This is a genomic window from Staphylococcus sp. LCT-H4 (genome assembly GCF_001866145.1).
GTDB lineage: Bacteria > Bacillota > Bacilli > Staphylococcales > Staphylococcaceae > Staphylococcus > Staphylococcus succinus.
Genome location: NZ_MODY01000002.1, coordinates 416526 through 435295 on the forward strand (window position 1 = coordinate 416526; position 18770 = coordinate 435295).

The 18770-nt window shown below is 32.9% G+C and carries 18 protein-coding genes; 14 read left to right on the forward strand and 4 right to left on the reverse strand.

Annotated elements, in window-relative coordinates; all coding sequences use genetic code 11:
* Positions 1-11 precede the first annotated feature (11 nt).
* Genes BK821_RS06955 through BK821_RS06965 form a run of 3 tightly spaced genes read left to right on the forward strand, consistent with a single transcriptional unit; the run spans position 12 to position 3701 of the window.
* Complete coding sequence (locus BK821_RS06955) at positions 12-1094, forward strand: ABC transporter ATP-binding protein (RefSeq protein ID WP_046837358.1); 1083 nt, start codon at positions 12-14, stop codon at positions 1092-1094.
* Positions 1084-2028 carry an ABC transporter ATP-binding protein gene (locus BK821_RS06960; RefSeq protein WP_046837359.1) on the forward strand — a complete coding sequence of 315 codons (945 nt, stop codon included), beginning with the start codon at positions 1084-1086 and terminating at the stop codon, positions 2026-2028. The genes BK821_RS06955 and BK821_RS06960 overlap by 11 nt, the downstream gene beginning before the upstream one ends.
* 20 nt (positions 2029-2048) lie before the next feature.
* Positions 2049-3701, forward strand: a complete 1653-nt coding sequence (locus BK821_RS06965; RefSeq protein WP_071331468.1) for a peptide ABC transporter substrate-binding protein — start codon at positions 2049-2051, stop codon at positions 3699-3701.
* Between the two features lie 128 nt (positions 3702-3829).
* On the opposite strand, the gene trpS is transcribed toward BK821_RS06965, so the two are convergent.
* Positions 3830-4819, reverse strand: a complete 990-nt coding sequence (trpS, locus tag BK821_RS06970; RefSeq protein ID WP_046837361.1) for a tryptophan--tRNA ligase — start codon at positions 4817-4819, stop codon at positions 3830-3832.
* Between the two features lie 305 nt (positions 4820-5124).
* Between trpS and spxA the strand changes: the two genes are divergently transcribed.
* From spxA to BK821_RS06995, 5 genes are all read left to right on the forward strand, one after another.
* Positions 5125-5520, forward strand: coding sequence for a transcriptional regulator SpxA (gene spxA / locus BK821_RS06975; protein ID WP_040030144.1), 396 nt, complete (start codon positions 5125-5127; stop codon positions 5518-5520).
* Between the two features lie 341 nt (positions 5521-5861).
* Positions 5862-6578: an adaptor protein MecA gene (gene mecA, locus BK821_RS06980; protein WP_046837362.1), complete on the forward strand. Its 717-nt coding sequence runs from the start codon at positions 5862-5864 to the stop codon at positions 6576-6578.
* Positions 6579-6824: 246 nt separating this feature from the next.
* Positions 6825-7820: a competence protein CoiA gene (locus tag BK821_RS06985; protein WP_071331469.1), complete on the forward strand. Its 996-nt coding sequence runs from the start codon at positions 6825-6827 to the stop codon at positions 7818-7820.
* A gap of 48 nt (positions 7821-7868) precedes the next feature.
* Positions 7869-9677: an oligoendopeptidase F gene (pepF, locus tag BK821_RS06990; protein WP_046837364.1), complete on the forward strand. Its 1809-nt coding sequence runs from the start codon at positions 7869-7871 to the stop codon at positions 9675-9677.
* Positions 9678-10001: 324 nt separating this feature from the next.
* Positions 10002-10616, forward strand: coding sequence for an NAD(P)-dependent oxidoreductase (locus BK821_RS06995; RefSeq protein ID WP_046837365.1), 615 nt, complete (start codon positions 10002-10004; stop codon positions 10614-10616).
* A gap of 170 nt (positions 10617-10786) precedes the next feature.
* Here the strand turns inward: BK821_RS06995 and yjbH are convergent, their stop codons facing one another.
* The 3 genes from yjbH to BK821_RS07010 form a co-directional block, all read right to left on the reverse strand.
* Entirely contained in the window at positions 10787-11575 is a 789-nt protein-coding gene (yjbH, locus tag BK821_RS07000; protein WP_046837366.1) for a protease adaptor protein YjbH, read from the reverse strand.
* A gap of 17 nt (positions 11576-11592) precedes the next feature.
* Complete coding sequence (locus BK821_RS07005; protein WP_046837367.1) at positions 11593-11964, reverse strand: truncated hemoglobin YjbI; 372 nt, start codon at positions 11962-11964, stop codon at positions 11593-11595.
* 88 nt (positions 11965-12052) lie between these two features.
* A complete protein-coding gene (locus BK821_RS07010) occupies positions 12053-12637 on the reverse strand; it encodes a CYTH domain-containing protein (RefSeq protein WP_046837368.1) in 585 nt (194 codons plus the stop codon).
* Positions 12638-12822: 185 nt separating this feature from the next.
* On the opposite strand from BK821_RS07010, the gene BK821_RS07015 reads away from it, so the two are divergent.
* Genes BK821_RS07015 through BK821_RS07040 form a run of 6 tightly spaced genes read left to right on the forward strand, consistent with a single transcriptional unit; the run spans position 12823 to position 18759 of the window.
* Entirely contained in the window at positions 12823-13170 is a 348-nt protein-coding gene (locus tag BK821_RS07015; protein ID WP_046837369.1) for a UPF0738 family protein, read from the forward strand.
* 16 nt (positions 13171-13186) lie between these two features.
* Entirely contained in the window at positions 13187-13822 is a 636-nt protein-coding gene (gene yjbM / locus BK821_RS07020) for a GTP diphosphokinase (RefSeq protein WP_046837370.1), read from the forward strand.
* 12 nt (positions 13823-13834) lie between these two features.
* Complete coding sequence (locus BK821_RS07025) at positions 13835-14644, forward strand: NAD kinase (protein WP_046837371.1); 810 nt, start codon at positions 13835-13837, stop codon at positions 14642-14644.
* Positions 14644-15498, forward strand: a complete 855-nt coding sequence (locus tag BK821_RS07030) for an RluA family pseudouridine synthase (RefSeq protein WP_046837372.1) — start codon at positions 14644-14646, stop codon at positions 15496-15498. The genes BK821_RS07025 and BK821_RS07030 overlap by 1 nt, the downstream gene beginning before the upstream one ends.
* 11 nt (positions 15499-15509) lie before the next feature.
* Positions 15510-16910, forward strand: coding sequence for a magnesium transporter (mgtE, locus tag BK821_RS07035; protein ID WP_101117013.1), 1401 nt, complete (start codon positions 15510-15512; stop codon positions 16908-16910).
* 10 nt (positions 16911-16920) lie between these two features.
* Positions 16921-18759 carry a monovalent cation:proton antiporter family protein gene (locus tag BK821_RS07040; protein WP_046837374.1) on the forward strand — a complete coding sequence of 613 codons (1839 nt, stop codon included), beginning with the start codon at positions 16921-16923 and terminating at the stop codon, positions 18757-18759.
* The last annotated feature ends 11 nt before the right edge of the window (positions 18760-18770 follow it).

Sequence of the window (18770 nt, forward strand, 5' to 3'; positions counted from 1 at the left end):
AGGCAACAGTTATGTCAGAACGAATATTAGAAGTTAACAACTTGCATGTTTCCTTTGATATCGATGCAGGGGAAGTGCAAGCAGTCAGAGGTGTCGATTTCTTTTTAGATAAAGGAGAAACATTGGCGATTGTTGGTGAGTCAGGATCTGGGAAATCCGTGACTACTAAAGCGATCACGAAGTTATTTCAACGTGAATCAGGTCGAATTAAAAAAGGAGAAATCAATTTTTTAGGTGATGATTTATCAAAAAAATCAGAACAAGAATTGATTAAGTTACGAGGCAAAGACATTTCAATGATCTTCCAAGATCCTATGACTTCGTTGAATCCAACGATGAAAATTGGTAAACAAGTTATGGAACCTTTGATGAAACATAAAAACTATAACAAGGTTGATGCGAAAAAAAGGGCGTTAGAGATTTTGAATATGGTTGGTTTACCAAATGCAGAGAAACGGTTTAATGCTTATCCCCATCAATTTTCAGGTGGACAAAGACAGAGAATTGTTATTGCAACTGCATTAGCGTGCGAGCCCAAAGTATTAATCGCTGACGAGCCAACCACAGCACTTGATGTAACGATGCAAGCCCAAATATTAGAATTGATGAAAGAATTACAAGATAAGATAAGCACGTCTATTATCTTTATTACACATGATCTAGGGGTTGTTGCTAACATTGCAGATCGTGTTGCAGTAATGTACGGTGGTCAAATGATAGAAACGGGAGAGGTAGATGAGATATTTTATGATCCAAAGCATCCTTATACATGGGGACTGTTATCATCTATGCCCGATTTAACAACAGGATCGGAAACTGAACTATTAGCTATACCGGGCACGCCACCAGATTTATTACATCCACCCAAAGGAGATGCATTTGCAGAACGAAGTCAATACGCATTAGATATTGACTTTAAGTCGCCGCCACCTTGGTATCAAGTATCGCCAACACATTTTGTAAAATCATGGTTGTTAGATGAACGCGCACCTCATGTTGATCCACCAGAAATGGTACAAAAACGTTTACGTAACATGCCAAAAAATTACGATAAACCTCAACAAGTAGAAAGGGTGTCGTTTGATGGACAATAATAAAGAAGTGTTACTACAAGTGAAAAATTTAAAACAATATTTTAATAAAGGTAAACATAATGAAGTAAGAGCAATTGAAAACATCTCTTTTGATGTATTTAAAGGAGAAACATTTGGATTAGTAGGGGAATCAGGATGTGGTAAATCTACAACTGGTAAAGCAATTATTAAATTAAATGATATTACAGATGGTGAAATCTTGTATGAAGGTGTAGATATACAAAAGATTAAAAATCGTAAAGACTCATTAAAATTTAATAAAAAAATACAAATGATTTTTCAAGATCCATACGCCTCTTTAAACCCAAGGTTGAAAGTTATGGATATTGTGGCAGAAGGCATTGATATTCATAAACTTGCTGCTGGTGTGAAAGATCGTAAAAAACGTGTATATGATTTATTAGAAACAGTAGGATTGAGTAAAGAGCACGCAAACCGCTATCCACATGAGTTTTCAGGTGGACAAAGACAACGTATCGGTATTGCTAGAGCTTTAGCAGTGGAACCTGAGTTTATTATTGCGGATGAACCTATTTCAGCACTAGATGTTTCAATTCAAGCGCAAGTTGTCAACTTGTTGTTGAAACTACAAAGAGAACGAGGAATTACATTCCTATTTATCGCCCATGACCTTTCTATGGTGAAATACATTTCTGACAGAATTGCAGTCATGCACTTTGGTAAAATCGTCGAATTAGGCAGTGCGGATGAAATTTATAATCACCCATTACATCCATATACACAATCACTTCTTTCTGCTGTACCACAGCCAGATCCAGAAAGTGAAAGAATACGTAAAAGAACGGTTTTTAAAGAAGATACATCTAAAAATGACCAAAGAGTATTGCATGAAGTACGTCCAAGTCATTATGTATTTACAACAGATGAAGAAGCTGAGACGTTAAAATCACAAATACAAAAAGCATCTGTATAACAGGGGAAAGGGGGATTTTGATGAAAAAATTTAAAATATTTACCATACTTATAGCGTTATCTGTTGTATTAGCAGGTTGTAGTAGTGCTGAAGGCGTATATTCAGATAAAGGGCAAGTATTTAGAAAGGTATTATCACAGGATATATCATCATTAGATACAGCACTTGTAACAGACACAGTATCATTTGACGTATTTAACCAAATATATGAAGGATTATATACATTAGATAAAAATGATAAAGCGCAACCAGGTGTAGCGAAAGACATGCCTAAAAAGAGTAATGGTGGTAAGACGTTAACAATCAAGCTACGTAAAGATGCCAAATGGTCGAACGGTGATCCAGTAACAGCACAAAACTTTGAATATGCTTGGAAACGCGTCGTCAATCCTAAAACAGCATCAGAGTATGCATATATAATGTATGATTTGAAAAATGCTGAAGCGATTAATACAGGTAAAAAAGATATAGATGAATTAGGCGTTAAAGCTGTGAATGACCATACATTAAAAGTAGAATTAAATAAACCAATTCCTTATATTAGTGAATTGTTAGCGTTTGCGACATTTATGCCACAAAATGAAAAAGTAGTGAACAAATATGGAGAACAATATGGGACAACAGCTGAAAAGTCAATCTATAACGGACCATTCAAAGTAGAGGACTGGAAAGTTGAAGATAAAATTCAACTTGTGAAAAACAAAGACTACTGGGATAAGAAAAAGGTACATTTAGATCGAGTGAATTATAAAGTGTTGAAAGATCAACAAGCGGGTGCTTCATTGTATGATACAGGGTCAGTTGATGATACGCTTATTACTGCTGATCAAGTGGACAAGTATGAAGGCAATCCTGGCCTGAAAAAACGACTGTTAGCAAGTACTTATTATATCAAATTAAATAGAGACAATGTTCCTGAATTTAAAAATAAAGACTTGCGACTTGCGATTTCTCAAGCCATTGATAAAGAAGGATATGTGAATGCCGTTAAAAACAATGGTTCAACAGCGACAGATGGTTTCACATCTAAGTACACTGCAAAATCGCCTGACGGTAAGGATTTTACAGAATCGATTCAATCACCACTATCATATAACCCTAATGCAGCGAAAAAGCATTATGACAAAGCGAAAAAAGAATTAGGTATTAAAAATCTAACATTCACGATGAACACTGAAGATACAGCTGATGCAAAAATTTCGGCAGAGTACATCAAGGCCCAAGTTGAGAAAAATTTACCTGGTGTTACGATGAAGATTAAGCAACTACCATTTAAACAAAGGGTAAACCAAGAACACTCAGAAACGTTTGAGGCTTCGCTTTCTGGTTGGGGTCCAGATTATCCAGATCCATTAACGTTCTTAAGTATTATGACGACAGGTAATGCGTCTAATAACACAGGATGGGGTAACAAAGAATACGATAAACTCATCAAAGACGCGAATGGCAAATTATTACAAAAGCCAGATGAACGTCAAGCGGCAATGAAAAAAGCCGAAGAAATTATGTTACAAGAAGCACCGGTTGCACCAATTTATCAAAAAGGGGAAGCTCATTTAACTAATCCTCAAGTTAAAGGTTTATATTATCATCAAATCGGTGGCGATACTTCGTTGAAAGAGGTACGCATCGACAAAGATATTGATAGAGACACAGGTAACAATAAAAAATAATATACCAATATACCGATCAATATTATGCCATAAGAAAAAGACCATCTCATTTTTAGTTGAGGTGGTCTTTTTGTTATCTCGATATATAAAAAAACACAGCCTAATCATATTAGACTGTGTTAGGGATTTTATCTTTTACGACCTAGGCCCATCGCTTTTTCCATTTTTTTCAAGGTTTTGAATGAAACTTTTTGAGCTTTATCTCTACCTTCATCTAAAATGGTATCCAATTCCTCTGAATTATAGTAGTGATTGTATTTTTCTTGGAATTCAGTTAAGAATGTTTTTACTATGTCAGCTAAATCTGTTTTAAAGACACCATAATTTGAATCCTGGTATTTGAGTTCAAGTGCAGCTAATGATTCATCAGTAAGACTTGAATAAATAGATAATAAGTTAGAAATACCTGGTTTGTGTTCTCTATCAAATTTAATTATGCCATCTGAATCTGTAACTGCACTTTTAATTTTTTTAGCAGCAGTATTTGGATCGTCTAATAAAGAGATGAAGTTTTTTTGATTATCATCACTTTTACTCATCTTTTTAGTTGGATCTTGTAAACTCATGACACGCCCACCTACTTTTGGCATGCGAATTTCAGGTTTAACCAAAATGTCATTGTAGCGACTATTAAATCGATCTACTAAGTTTCGTGTTAATTCCATATGTTGTTTTTGATCATCGCCTACAGGTACGATATTAGTATTGTAGATTACAATATCGGCAGCCATTAATGGTGGATAAGTTAAGAGACCGGCAGGCACACCTTCAGTTTGTTTTAAAGATTTATCTTTAAATTGTGTCATGCGCTCTAATTCACCAATAGAAGATATGGTTGTCAGCATCCAACTTGCTTGAATATGTGCTGGTACTTCTGATTGGATAAAGAGTGTTGATTTTTCTGGATCAATACCAGAAGCTAAATAAATAGCTGCGAGTTGTCTCGTTTGTTTTCTTAATTTCAAACGATCTTGTGGAACCGTAATTGCATGTTGGTCCACGATGCAGAAGAAACAATTGTAATCATCTTGGACTTCTCCAAATTGTTTTAATGCACCGATATAATTACCGAGTGTGGGTATACCACTAGGCTGGATACCTGAAAATAATGTTTCCATTTTTGGGATGCCTACTTTCTAAAATTTAAATTTTTACATATTACCTACATTATAACAGTATTTCATTCATTTGTAAGTTATGTTAAACTAATAGGCATACCTAAGAGTTCAGTCAATAATTATTGAGAAAAGTTATTATTTTAAACATTTTGAAAAAAATTAAGAAATTCTCATTTAATTTTAATGTTGAAAGGGTATACTATGATTGTAAGGTTAGGAAGCGGAATATTACTATAATATTTCTTAATCATATAAATAATGAAATCTAATGAATTATATTCATGAAAAATAGGAGAGTGAGATGTATGGTAACACTATTTACTTCACCAAGTTGCACATCTTGCCGTAAAGCGAAAGCATGGTTACAAGAACATGACATTCCGTATACGGAGCGTAACATTTTTTCAGAACACTTAACAATTGACGAAATCAAACAAATTTTAAAAATGACTGAAGACGGAACAGATGAGATCATCTCTACACGTTCTAAAACTTATCAAAAGTTAAATGTAGACATCGATGCATTACCACTTCAAGATTTATATTCAATTATTCAAGATAATCCTGGTTTGTTACGTCGTCCAATTATTTTAGACGACAAGCGTTTGCAAGTAGGCTACAATGAAGATGAAATTAGACGTTTCTTACCAAGAAAAGTGCGTACATTCCAATTACAAGAAGCGCAACGTATGGTTGATTAAAATAAATAATAAATACTAGCCATAAAGTGACATTTATTCATGTTGCTTTGTGGTTTTGTTATTTTTAAACAAAGATGCAGCATCCTCCGTATATTTCAAAAACGAGGGCTTTAATTATTCAAGTATACATTAAAGGAGCTGGATTGATGTGAACAAGAATGACAAAATCGCAACAGCACTCAAATATAAAGTGCTGTTTTTTTGGTTTATGCAAGGGGATATGTTAATATAAGAGACCGAATAGGAAATGGTAAAATTTAATCAAACAAATGAATTGTAATTTTTACTATATTCTAATACAATAATGATTACTATTCATCGACTGTAAGGAGTGAGATGATATGAGAATAGAGCGTGTTGACGATACTACTGTTAAATTATTTATAACATATAGTGATATTGAGGCTAGAGGATTTAAACGTGAAGATTTGTGGACAAATCGTAAACGTGGGGAAGAATTCTTTTGGAATATGATGGAAGAAATCAACGAAGAAGAAGATTTTGTTGTTGAAGGACCACTTTGGATTCAAGTGCATGCGTTTGAAAAAGGCGTGGAAGTAACGATATCTAAATCTAAAAACGAAGATCTTATTAATATGTCAGATGACGATAATGAACAACTTGATTATCAAGTCAATGATTTGTTGTCACAAACTTTTGATCAAGAAGATAGTTTAGAAGATTTATTTGAACAACGCCAACAGCAAAAAGAGAATGCACAACAACAAGAGCATAACGAACGTAAGCAACAAAATACGCGCACAGTTATTGTTAAATTCAATGATTTAGAAGAAGTTATTGATTATGCACATCACAACAATCAAAAAACTGATGAATTTGAAGATTTATTATATAGTCTTAATAATATTTATTATTATGCTATTCACTTTGATGAATCCGTAGATCAAGAAGCAATTAATGATAGCTATAGTCAATTACTTGAGTTCGCATATCCTACTGACAAATCAGAAGTATATTTAAACGACTATGCTAAAATTATTATGAGCCATAATGTAGCATCACAAGTACGTCGTTATTTTCCAAGTACCACAGAATAATTAAATTGAGTAAATGATTGAAGATAAATATAAGTGATGATAAAGCATTCGGGTTATAAAGCAATATTTTTATAGAGACCAATTAGATTTCAAAATCTAATTGGTCTTTTTTGTATACAATCAATTAGCAAAGATTTTAGAAATATAATGAAATTATGAGTCAAAACAGAATTTAAGCTGAAAGATATGAATATAGAAAAGTAATCATATGGGCTTAAACGTGTAATAGTATGGGGTGATGTATCAATGTTACGTGCTAAAAGCGAAACCAACTCAATTGTTCTAGCTAATCAAGCAGTAAAAGGGCTGAATTATATGTGCCCTCATTGTAATAGAAGTGTTATCTTCAAAAATGGTGGTATTAAGAGAGCACATTTTGCACATAAAAATAAAAGTGATTATTATTGTCATAAAGGAGAAACCTTTGAACATTATCAACTTAAATATTTACTTGCGCAATGGTTCGAGTATCATGCTATTGATGTTGCACTTGAACCTTATGTACCTCAAAGTTATCAATATCCAGATTTAATTATTAATCATACGAATGTAATAGAAATTCAATTTTCTCAAATACCGATTTTTCAAATTCAAAAAAGAACTAAATCATTATTAGCTTTAGGTTATAGTGTGATTTGGATTATCAAAAACCCTAATTACAATGAAATATTGCAAATACTAAAACTAAGTAATTATGAGCGAACATTTATTAATAATGATGAGCGTAGATTATTTGCTTGGGACGAGGAAACACAGCAACTGTATCAATATAGCGCATTACAATTTTTAGGCGGTCAACTCTATTTTGCTAAAAGAAACAAAGTCTCGATAGGGGCTTTAATACTTAAACCAGCAGATGAAGACAATAATCTATTATTCAAACTTAAACCAACAGCCGTCAGCCGTTATATTAAACAGTGCCGACTTAAACGCACTGTATTGGAACCATCCTTAAGCGTTATGTATAATTTACGTATAACGGAAACATGGGTATGTAATCATTTGGGACTGATTTTCCCCGAACAATTATATATTAAATCTCATCCTATCTATTGGCAATTACAATTGCTTTTCATGTTACACAACAAGGACTATAAAGCGCGGCTCTTTTTAGGTTTAATAGAGTTTAATCCATTTTATATGGACAATATAGATAAAGAAAAAATCGTTCGAAAAGTTGTAAGACAATTTCAACAATTGTATGTTGCTACTGAAGTGAATAGCGTGCAAAATTTACTGTGACGTGAGAAAATTATCTTAAGGAATTTATTAGGAGGTTTACTAATTATTATGAGTCAACAATTAACAAGAGAAGAACAAGAACGTAAATATCCAGAATATACATGGGATTTAACTACTATATTTGAAAGTGATGAAGCTTTTGAAGCTGCTTTTAAAGAAGTAGAAAATGAATTAGGACAAGAGCAACAGTTTCAAGGTCATTTAGGTGATGATGCACAAACATTATATAATGCATTAGCTTTAGAAGATGAATTAGGTTCAAAATTAGAAAAAGTCTATGTGTATGCACACTTAAAACAAGATCAAGATACAGCTAATGATAAATATACGGGCTATGAATCACGTGCACATCAGCTTATTATTAAATTTAGTTCAGGTTGGAGCTTTTTAGTACCAGAAATTTTACAAATTGAAGAAAGTACAATCCAACAATTTATTGAAACTAACGATGATTTGAAACGTTATGCATTCGATTTAAAATTAATTAATGAGAAGCGTCCACATGTACTAAGTGCGGATAAAGAAAAATTATTAACAGAAGCACAAGATGCACTATCAACAGCAGATAATGTATATGGCATGTTTAGTAATGCTGACTTAGAATTCGAAGATGCGATAGATAAAGATGGAAACCATCATACGCTGACACAAGGGACATTTATTAAATGTTTAGAATCTGACGATCGTATTTTAAGAAAATCAGCTTTTGAAAATTTATATAAAGCTTATGGTGCGTACAATAATACATTAAGTGCTACTTTAGCAGGAGAAGTTAAAAAGAATGTATTTAATGCCAAATCACATAATTATAATACTGCGAGAGAAGCTGCGTTAAGTAGAAATCATATTCCAGAAGCAGTATATGATAATTTAGTGAAAACAGTTCATGACTATTTACCTTTATTACATCGTTATACTGAATTGCGTAAAGAATTATTAGGCTTAGAGGACATGAAGATGTATGACTTGTATACACCTTTAGTTAAAGATGTGAAATTTGAAATGCCATATGAAGAAGCTAAAGATTGGATGGTCAAAGCACTACAGCCAATGGGAGAAGAATACATGAAGGTTGTTGATGAAGGACTGAATAATCGCTGGGTTGATGTTTATGAAAATAAAGGTAAACGCTCAGGAGGATATTCTTCAGGCGCACATTTAACAAATCCATTTATATTATTGAACTGGTCGAATACAGTATCAGATTTATATACATTAGTACATGAATTTGGTCATTCAGCGCATAGCTATTTTAGTCGTCAAAATCAGCCACCAAACTCAAGCGACTATACAATCTTTGTAGCAGAAGTAGCTTCTACGTGCAATGAAGCGTTACTAAGTGATTACATGGATAAACACTTGGACGATGATCGTAGATTATTATTACTTAACCAAGAGCTAGAACGTTTCCGTGCAACATTATTTAGACAAACAATGTTTGCAGAATTTGAACACAAGATTCATCAAATTGAGGAAGCAGGGGAGCCACTTACTGCGAACCGCATGAATGAAGAATATGCTGAATTAAATAGAAAATATTTTGGTGATTCAGTAGAAACAGATGAAGATATTAGTAAAGAGTGGTCAAGAATCCCTCATTTCTATATGAATTATTATGTGTATCAATATGCAACTGGATATAGTGCTGCACAAAGTTTAAGTCAACAAATCTTAACAGAAGGCCAACCTGCTGTGGAAAGATATATTAATGAATTCTTGAAAAAAGGTAGCTCTAATTATCCTATAGAAATACTTAAAAATGCGGGCGTAGATATGACGACACCTGAACCAATTGAGCAAGCTTGTCAGGTATTTGAGCAAAAATTAGACGCTTTTGAAAAGCTTATGAAAGCTTAGCATTGATGTATTCGTTTACAATATGACAAGTTTGTGACAAAGCATATTTATTTGAACTTAAAGGTTGAAAGGGGCATATGAGCGTGTTATATTATAAACATGAAATTAATCACATAACAAACATACCCCTTTGTTTGAAGTGAAAAAATTTCTCCCATCCCCTTTGTTTAGCGCCGTGTAATCAGACACGGCGTTTTTTTTATGCCTTTTTTAGTTATATTACACCAATCATCAAAAATGAATATCTATTCAGTTGACTTTAGATAGGGAAAGTTGTAGACTTAACTTGTATCTAAAATAAATACAAGAAAGAGGTTATTTACTATGAAAATTGCAGTTGTAGCAGCCAATGGCAAAGCAGGAAGCTTAATCACTAAGGAAGCAGTAGAAAGAAACCTAGATGTAACAGCAATTGTGAGAGGTAAAAATAAAACTGTTGCTTCACAAGTAGTTCAAAAGGATATATTTGATTTAACTAAAGAAGATTTAGCACCTTTCGATGTGATCGTGGATGCGTATGGGCAAGCCGACGTAAATAAACTAGATGAGCATAGTAAGACATTGAAACACTTAAGTGACTTAGTCAGCGGAACGAACCAACGATTACTAATTATTGGTGGTGCTGGCAGTTTATTTGTAGATGATGCACACACAATAAAATTAGTGGATGCACCAGATTTCCCTGAACAATTTAAACCTACGGCACAAGCTCAAACGAAAACACTTGAAGAAATAAAACAGCGTGATGATGTCAAATGGACATTTGTAAGTCCAGCTCCAGACTTCCAATTTGAAGGTGAAAAAACCGGTGATTATAAAGTGAGCGATGATGAAGTTATTGGAACTAGTGTGAGCTATGCAGACTTTGCAAAGGCTATGGTAGATGAAGCTATTAATGGAACACATATTCAAAAACGTTTTGCTGTATTTGCAAAATAAGCAGTGATAAAAGTATTAAAATCAACTATCATATAGTGAAAAATGATTTTAAGTATATGAGTCATTGATTCATAATGAAAAGTAAAAAGCTGTTAAGAAATCATTAGTCTAAATGATTTCTTAACAGCTTTTATTTAGTGAAATAGCTACAATAGTAAATCTCCAACTGTTCAAATTTTAGATTTCCAAAATTTACCGTCCGGAGATTGAAGCTTTTCAATTTTTTGTTGTAATGCTAATTTTTTAAGTTCTTTATTCATAACTTTTTCAGGCCATTCATAAATAGTTAGCAACTCTTCCTTAGTAACAAGCTGTTGTTGTTGAATATAGCTCTCTAAACTAGGCGGTAATTCTTTTTCAATAGACGTGCCTATAAGTTCATTTATGATATACGTATAGATATGGTATGGGTATAAGCCTTCAACTTTTAATCCTTCTTCATGAACATCTTCATTAAAGAATACAAGTGTGGGTGCTTCTTCGATATCCATCTCTCGCGCAATGTGCAAATCAACTTGTAAACTATCTTTCAAGCAATTATTGTGCAAGTCTTCTTTAAACACTTCATAATCTAGACCCGCATTACTGATACAATTATTAACCATAGATTCAGTAATAATGTCCCGTTTAGGTATAATTTCATTTTGCACAAGGTGGATAAAGCGCTCTGCACGTAAACGGCCTTGAAGTTCTGCTGCCTTATAGGATAAAGCAATATTATCTAAATCAGATGTACTTTGAGCTTGGCATTTCGTCAAGACTCGTAATGATGGGTTGAGTATATGCCTTATACTGATATATTGTTTATATTCAATACGTAATTTAGAAAGAATTGCTGATAATTTAAAGCATTCTTTACTAAAAGGATCGAAAAATGAATAAATTTCAATCTTACTCACAGGTGAAAGATTTGCATCTTCACGACTATTAGTATTTATTAATTTTAGTTCTTCAGTCATGTTTATTTCACCTACAATTAATTTTCGGAATTAACCATGTGATTCGCTGTTAAACGTAATCTTTCGTATAAATAATCACCGACACCTAAAGGAAAATTTGCATGTTGAATTGCAATATACATATTTTCTAGCCATGCATCGCGTTCAAAACTTGTAATTATAAAACTTAAGTGACGTTTTTTTAACATTGGATGGCCATGCTCTTCAGAATAAAGATTTGGACCACCTAAAAATTGAGTCAAAAATTGCTTTTGTTTTCTGCTTGTTTCTTGAAAATCTCCAGGAAACAAATGATTAATTCTATCATCGTTTTTAACTAATTTGTAAAAATGATCTATCATTTCATTTAAGGCATCTTGTCCAATGATTTCGTAAGGTGTTTGCGTCATAATATCACCATATTCTTGTTAATGTATTACTAATATAACATGAATATTTACATATGGAAGTAATTCGACTTCTCGCACTTGCGCGCAATTAGTTTTTATTTAAATTTGATTTACGTTTGAAAAATCTTTGTACTTTGTTGTCAGGAGTTACATGAGTAATATCAAATTTTTTTAAGATAGATTTAAAGTTGATCAGCCCTTCATTATAATCAGTAACTTCATATTCTAGTTCATAATCTTGATAATCTAAGTACTTACTTTTGTCTAAGACAAGTAAATTACCTTGAACTTCTTTTTCTAATCGATCAGTTGTTAAAGCACCTAAAATAACGAGATTATCCATATCGATATCCATTTTAGAAAGTTCTGCGGCGATGTCTGTGGGTAAATCTTGTTCTGAAATCGTTTTGTCTAACTCTGGTATGATATGAGTTTCGAAATTGTATTCCATTAGACCGATTTTTGATGGTACTTTTAAGGTCATTTCATAACTTTCATCTTTTACACGAATTCTCAAAGCTGACTTATGATTACGTAAATCAAACTGAGATGTATCTATATAGTAGTTGGTTTGGGTGAAAGGATGGTTGCCTTGGAAATATGCAGTATAAATTGCTTGGTATTGTACTTCTGATAATAATTGTTTGAACTCTATTTCGTTGTTAGTTGCCAAAACAAACACTCCCTTAAAAATATATAATAGTTAATTTTAAAGCACTTTCTACATAATTCAAATTGAATTGCTTTTATTGTGAAAATTAATTGAAAATTAGAGTATTGATGACATTTCATTAGTCTTGTAACGTGTTATGTACACTGAAATTATGTTAAAATAATGAGGAATAAGGAGGAACAAGCATGCGTATATATGTAAATGAAATTAAAATAACAGATGATAGTATTAAATGTTATACAGAAGAATCAACAGAAGGTTTACAAGAAGCAGGACAAATGCTTGTTGATAGTGATAATTATAGTTTTGCATATATCTTAGATAATGGACAATCATATTCATATTTAATATTTGTTCAAGAAACATGGTCTATGCTACATGAAAACAAAGGGAAAAAAATTATAATTAATGATAATTTAGAACTAGAACAATTCGAAAGTGAATTTAATTACATACTGGATAATATTCAGGGTAATTTAAACTATGGTAAAGAGTTCGTTTCCGTTGTAGAAGATACTTTCGAATTAGAGTGAAGCGGAGTGAGGCACAATGAATCAATGGGATCAGTTTTTATCTCCCTATAAACAAGCTGTGGATGAGCTGAAAGTTAAGTTAAAGGGACTTAGAAAACAATATGAGGTAGACGATAATGCATCTCCAATAGAATTTGTTACTGGTAGGGTTAAACCTATGACTAGTATTATTGATAAGGCAAATAAACGCGAAATTTCTTTTGATAGACTCCATGAAGAAATGTATGATATTGCCGGATTGCGTTTAATGTGTCAGTTTGTAGATGATATTGATATTGTGGTTAACCTTCTCAGACAACGTCAGGATTTTAAAGTAGTAGAAGAACGAGATTATATTAGTAATACGAAGCAGAGTGGTTATCGTTCATTTCACGTTATTATTGAATATCCAATAGAGACGCTCGATGGGGAAAAGAAAATATTAGCGGAAATTCAAATTAGAACGCTAGCAATGAATTTTTGGGCAACTATAGAACATACCTTGCGTTATAAATATGATGGCGATTATCCACCAGAAATTCAACACCGTCTAGAAAGAGCAGCTGAAGCAGCATTTTTGCTGGATGAAGAAATGTCTGAAATAAAAGAAGAAATTCAAGAAGCACAAAAATATTATTCTAAAAAGCGTGCGAAGAAGCATGACAGTGACTAGGGAGGTGTAATCTTGCGATATACGATATTATCAAAAGGCGATTCAAAGTCAAATGCGTTAAAGCATAAAATGATCAACCACATGAAAGATTTTCAAATGATTGAGGATGCAGATAATCCAGAAATAGTCATTTCAGTAGGTGGTGATGGCACATTATTACAAGCTTTCCATCAATATAGTCATATGTTATCGCGTTGTGCATTTGTGGGGGTACATACGGGTCATCTAGGTTTTTATGCAGACTGGTTACCACATGAAGTTGAAAAGTTAATTATAGAAATTAACAATTCGGAGTTCCAAGTTATTGAATATCCATTGCTCGAAATCATTATTCGTTATAATGATAATGGTTATGAAACGCGTTATTTAGCTTTGAATGAGGCTACTATGAAAACTGAAAATGGATCTACGTTAGTGGTTGATGTCAATATTCGAGGTAATCAATTTGAGCGTTTTAGAGGCGATGGTTTGTGTGTATCTACACCATCTGGATCTACGGCGTATAATAAAGCGTTAGGCGGTGCATTAATACATCCTTCTTTAGAAGCTATGCAAATTGCAGAGATTGCATCTATTAATAATAGAGTCTTTAGAACAGTGGGTTCACCACTTGTATTACCGAAACATCATACGTGTTTGATTACACCAGTCAATCACGATACGATTTTAACCACGATTGACCATGTAAGTATTAAGCATAAAAATGTAAATGCAATACAATTTAGAGTTGCTAATGAAAGAGTGAGATTTGCAAGATTCAGACCGTTTCCTTTTTGGAAAAGGGTACATGATTCATTTATTTCTAGTGGAGACGATGAATAATGAAATTTAAGTACCATATTACTTCTCCTGAAATGCTAAGAACATTTTTACAAAAAAATGATTATTCAAAGAAGACTATAAGCGCCATTAAACATAATGGCGCTTTATTAGTTAATGGACAAGCCGTTACTGTAAGACGACAGCTTGTAGTGGATGATGTGTTAGAGGTACACCTTAGTCAAGAGGTTCCGAGTTTAAATTTAATTCCATTTATACAACCATTAAATATATTATATGAAGATGAATATTTACTTGTTGTATCGAAAAGCGCATTTCAAAATTGTGCGCCATCTAAAGACCATAAACATGGTAGTTTAGTTGAACAAGTGTTAGGTTATTTTAATGATATGGGTCTTTCAATAACACCACATGTTATTACACGTTTAGATCGTAATACATCAGGTATTGTGATATTTGCTAAACATGGATTTATACATTATTTGATGTCTCAGACGACGCTAGAGAAATATTATTACTGTATTTGTTATGGTGCTGTAGAAGACGAGGCAATGATTGATGCTCCGATTGGAAGAGAGCCAACAAGTATTATCCAAAGACGTGTAGATAATAACGGTAGACAAGCGCAAACCCAATACAAATGTCTTCAACGATCGCCAAACTATAGTTTGTGTAAAGTACAATTACTGACTGGTAGAACGCATCAAATCAGAGTACATTTTCAGCATATTGGCCATCCTTTAGTCGGGGATGATTTATATGGTGGTGCACATCCTATTTATAAACATCAATTATTGCGTTGCATCCAAGTTTCTTTTGTGCATCCTATAACACATAAAACAATTGAAATTCATGATAAATATGACGCGATAGAATCTATATTTAATATGATATAATTTAATCATTCATGGAGGTGGGAAAAGTGGCCAATGAAAAAGATTCAATCGGTTTAGAGGATGAACAAGTATATGATCAAGCGTTACTAGATCGTTTACTATTCCAAAGTAATATTGATGAATTTAGAGACGAATTTTTATCAATGCACACATATGAACAAAGTGAATACTTTGAAGATAGTAATGAGGAAGTGCGTCAAAGGATATATGAAGTGTTATCACCAGAAGAAGTCGCTGATTTCTTTGAACAATTAGAAATTGACGAAGAAGATTATGAGGCGCTTTTTGATACCATGGATGCTACATATGCAAGTAAAGTATTAGAAGAGATGTCTTACGATAATGCAGTAGATATCATGAATCAACTTTCTAAACAAAAAATTGTTAGCTTACTTACATTAATGAACAAAGAAGATGCTAAGGAAATTAAAGCATTATTACATTATGAAGAAGATACCGCCGGCGGTATTATGACGACGGAATATATTTCATTAAAAGCAACGATGCCTGTGAAAGAAGCGCTCATGCACGTTAAAGAGCAGGCGCCAAATGCTGAAACGATATATGTCATATTTACAGTCAATGATCATAAGCAATTGGCTGGTGTACTTTCATTAAGAGATTTAATTGTGGCAGAAAATGATGCTTATATTGAAGATATTATGAGTGAACGTGTCATCAGTGCGAATGCAGCAGATGACCAAGAAGATGTTGCACAAAAAATGAGAGATTATGACTTTATTGCTATGCCAGTTGTAGATTATCAAGATCACTTACTTGGTATTATAACAATCGATGATATATTAGACGTCATGGATGAAGAAGCAAGTGAAGATTACTCACGCTTAGCAGGTGTGTCAGATGTTGATGCTACGAATGATTCAATATTAAAAACAGCAACAAAACGTTTACCGTGGTTAATCATCTTAACATTTTTAGGTATGATTACCGCGACAATATTAGGTTCTTTTGAGGATACATTATCTAAAGTAGCTCTGTTGGCGGCATTTATTCCAATTATTAGTGGAATGTCTGGTAATTCAGGCACTCAATCACTTGCCGTATCAGTAAGAAATATATCCACCGGTGAGATAGATGAACAAAGTAAATTTAAAGTGGCCTTAAGAGAAACAGGAAGCGGATTTTTTAGTGGGTTAGTTTGTTCTATTTTACTATTTATTATAATTATTGTACTATACGGTCAACCTATATTAGCAGTTATTGTAGGCGCAAGTTTGACTATTGCAATGACAGTTGGGACGTTAGTCGGTTCCATGATTCCATTAGTGATGAATAAACTGAAAATCGATCCTGCAGTTGCTAGCGGACCATTTATTACAACAATTAATGATATTGTAAGTATGTTAATTTATTTTGGATTAGCAACATCATTTATGTCTTACTTAACATAAGGGGGGTTATATGGAATTTGTATCACTCGTTGTTGTCGTATTAGCGGCATTTTTAACACCAATACTAGTTAATCGGCTTAGAATCACATTTTTACCTGTTGTTGTAGCTGAAATATTGATGGGTATTGTGATTGGTCATTCATTTTTAAATTTAGTAGAGCGAGACTCTATGCTAAATATTTTATCAACTTTAGGATTTATCTTTTTAATGTTCTTAAGTGGTTTAGAGATTGATTTTAAAGCATTTAAGAAAAATAAAACGCCTCAAGATCAAGAAGACCAAAAGAAAGAACCAGGTCATTTGCAATTAGCCATTGTTGTATTTATGTTTATTATGATTATTTCAATTATTTTCGCATATATGTTTAAATGGTTTGGTTTGGTAGATGATGTATTACTTATGGTGATTATTATTTCTACGATTTCATTAGGTGTTGTTGTCCCAACATTAAAAGAAATGAACATCATGCGTACTACAATAGGCCAATTTATCTTGCTTGTTGCAGTGTTGGCTGATTTAGTAACGATGATATTATTAACAGCCTATGGCGCATTACATGCCTCAGGAAACACATCACTGTGGCTCATTGGCATATTAGTCGTATTTACGCTTGTTTTTTACTTTTTGGGTGGTATTTTCAAAAAAGCCCAATTTTTACAAAAATTAATGGATGGTACGACTCAAATAGGCATCAGAGCGGTATTTGCATTGATTTTATTATTAGTTGCTTTAGCAGAAGGCGTCGGTGCGGAAAATATACTAGGTGCCTTTTTAGCTGGAGTAGTAGTATCTTTACTTAGTCCAGATGAAGATATGGTTGAGAAATTAGATTCATTTGGATACGGTTTTTTTATTCCAATATTCTTTATAATGGTGGGCGTAGATTTAAATATTCCTAGTTTGATTAAAGAGCCTTCATTGTTGTTAATCATTCCTTTTTTAATACTAGCCTTTTTAGTTTCTAAACTCATTCCAGTATTTTATATAAGTAGATGGTTTGATAAGCAAACAACAATTTCATCCGCATTTTTACTGACGTCAACCCTGTCCTTAGTGATAGCATCAGCAAAAATTGCAGAAGAACTAGGTACGATTTCACCAGAAATATCTGGTATTTTAATTTTAAGTGCAGTTATAACTTGTGTCTTTGTTCCTATTATATTTAAAAAAATGTTCCCAATGCCGGATGAAGTTACAAGACAAATTGAAGTGAGTCTAATCGGTAAGAACCAATTAACGATACCTATTGCTCAAAATTTATCTTCGCAACTTTATCAAGTTTCCTTATATTATAGAAATGATTTAAGCGATAAACGTAAGTTGTCTGACGCAATCTCTATGATTGAAATTGCAGATTATGAAGAAGAGTTATTAGAGCGTTTAGGGTTGTTTTCTAGAAATATCGTAGTTTGTTCTACCAACGATGATGATATTAATAGAAAAGTCGCTGTGATGGCTAAAAACCATGGCGTTAAACGTGTAATATGTAGACTTGAATCTAGTTCTGAAGATGAAGATTTACAAAGACAAGGCATTGAAATTTTCAGTAGTTATATGAGTAATAAGATCTTATTGAAAGGTTTAATAGAGACACCAAACATGCTTAATTTACTAAGTAATGTAGAAACGTCATTATATGAAATTGCGATGTTAAATCATCAATATGATCAAATTCAACTACGTAATTTCCCATTTGATGGAGATATCATCTTTGTACGAATCATTAGAAATAATGAGTCAATTGTGCCACATGGTGACACGCAGTTACGATACAGAGATCGTTTAATTGTTACTGGATCTAAAGAGTATGTTGATGAATTGAAACGAGAATTGGAACTTTATTATTAAATAAACAATAC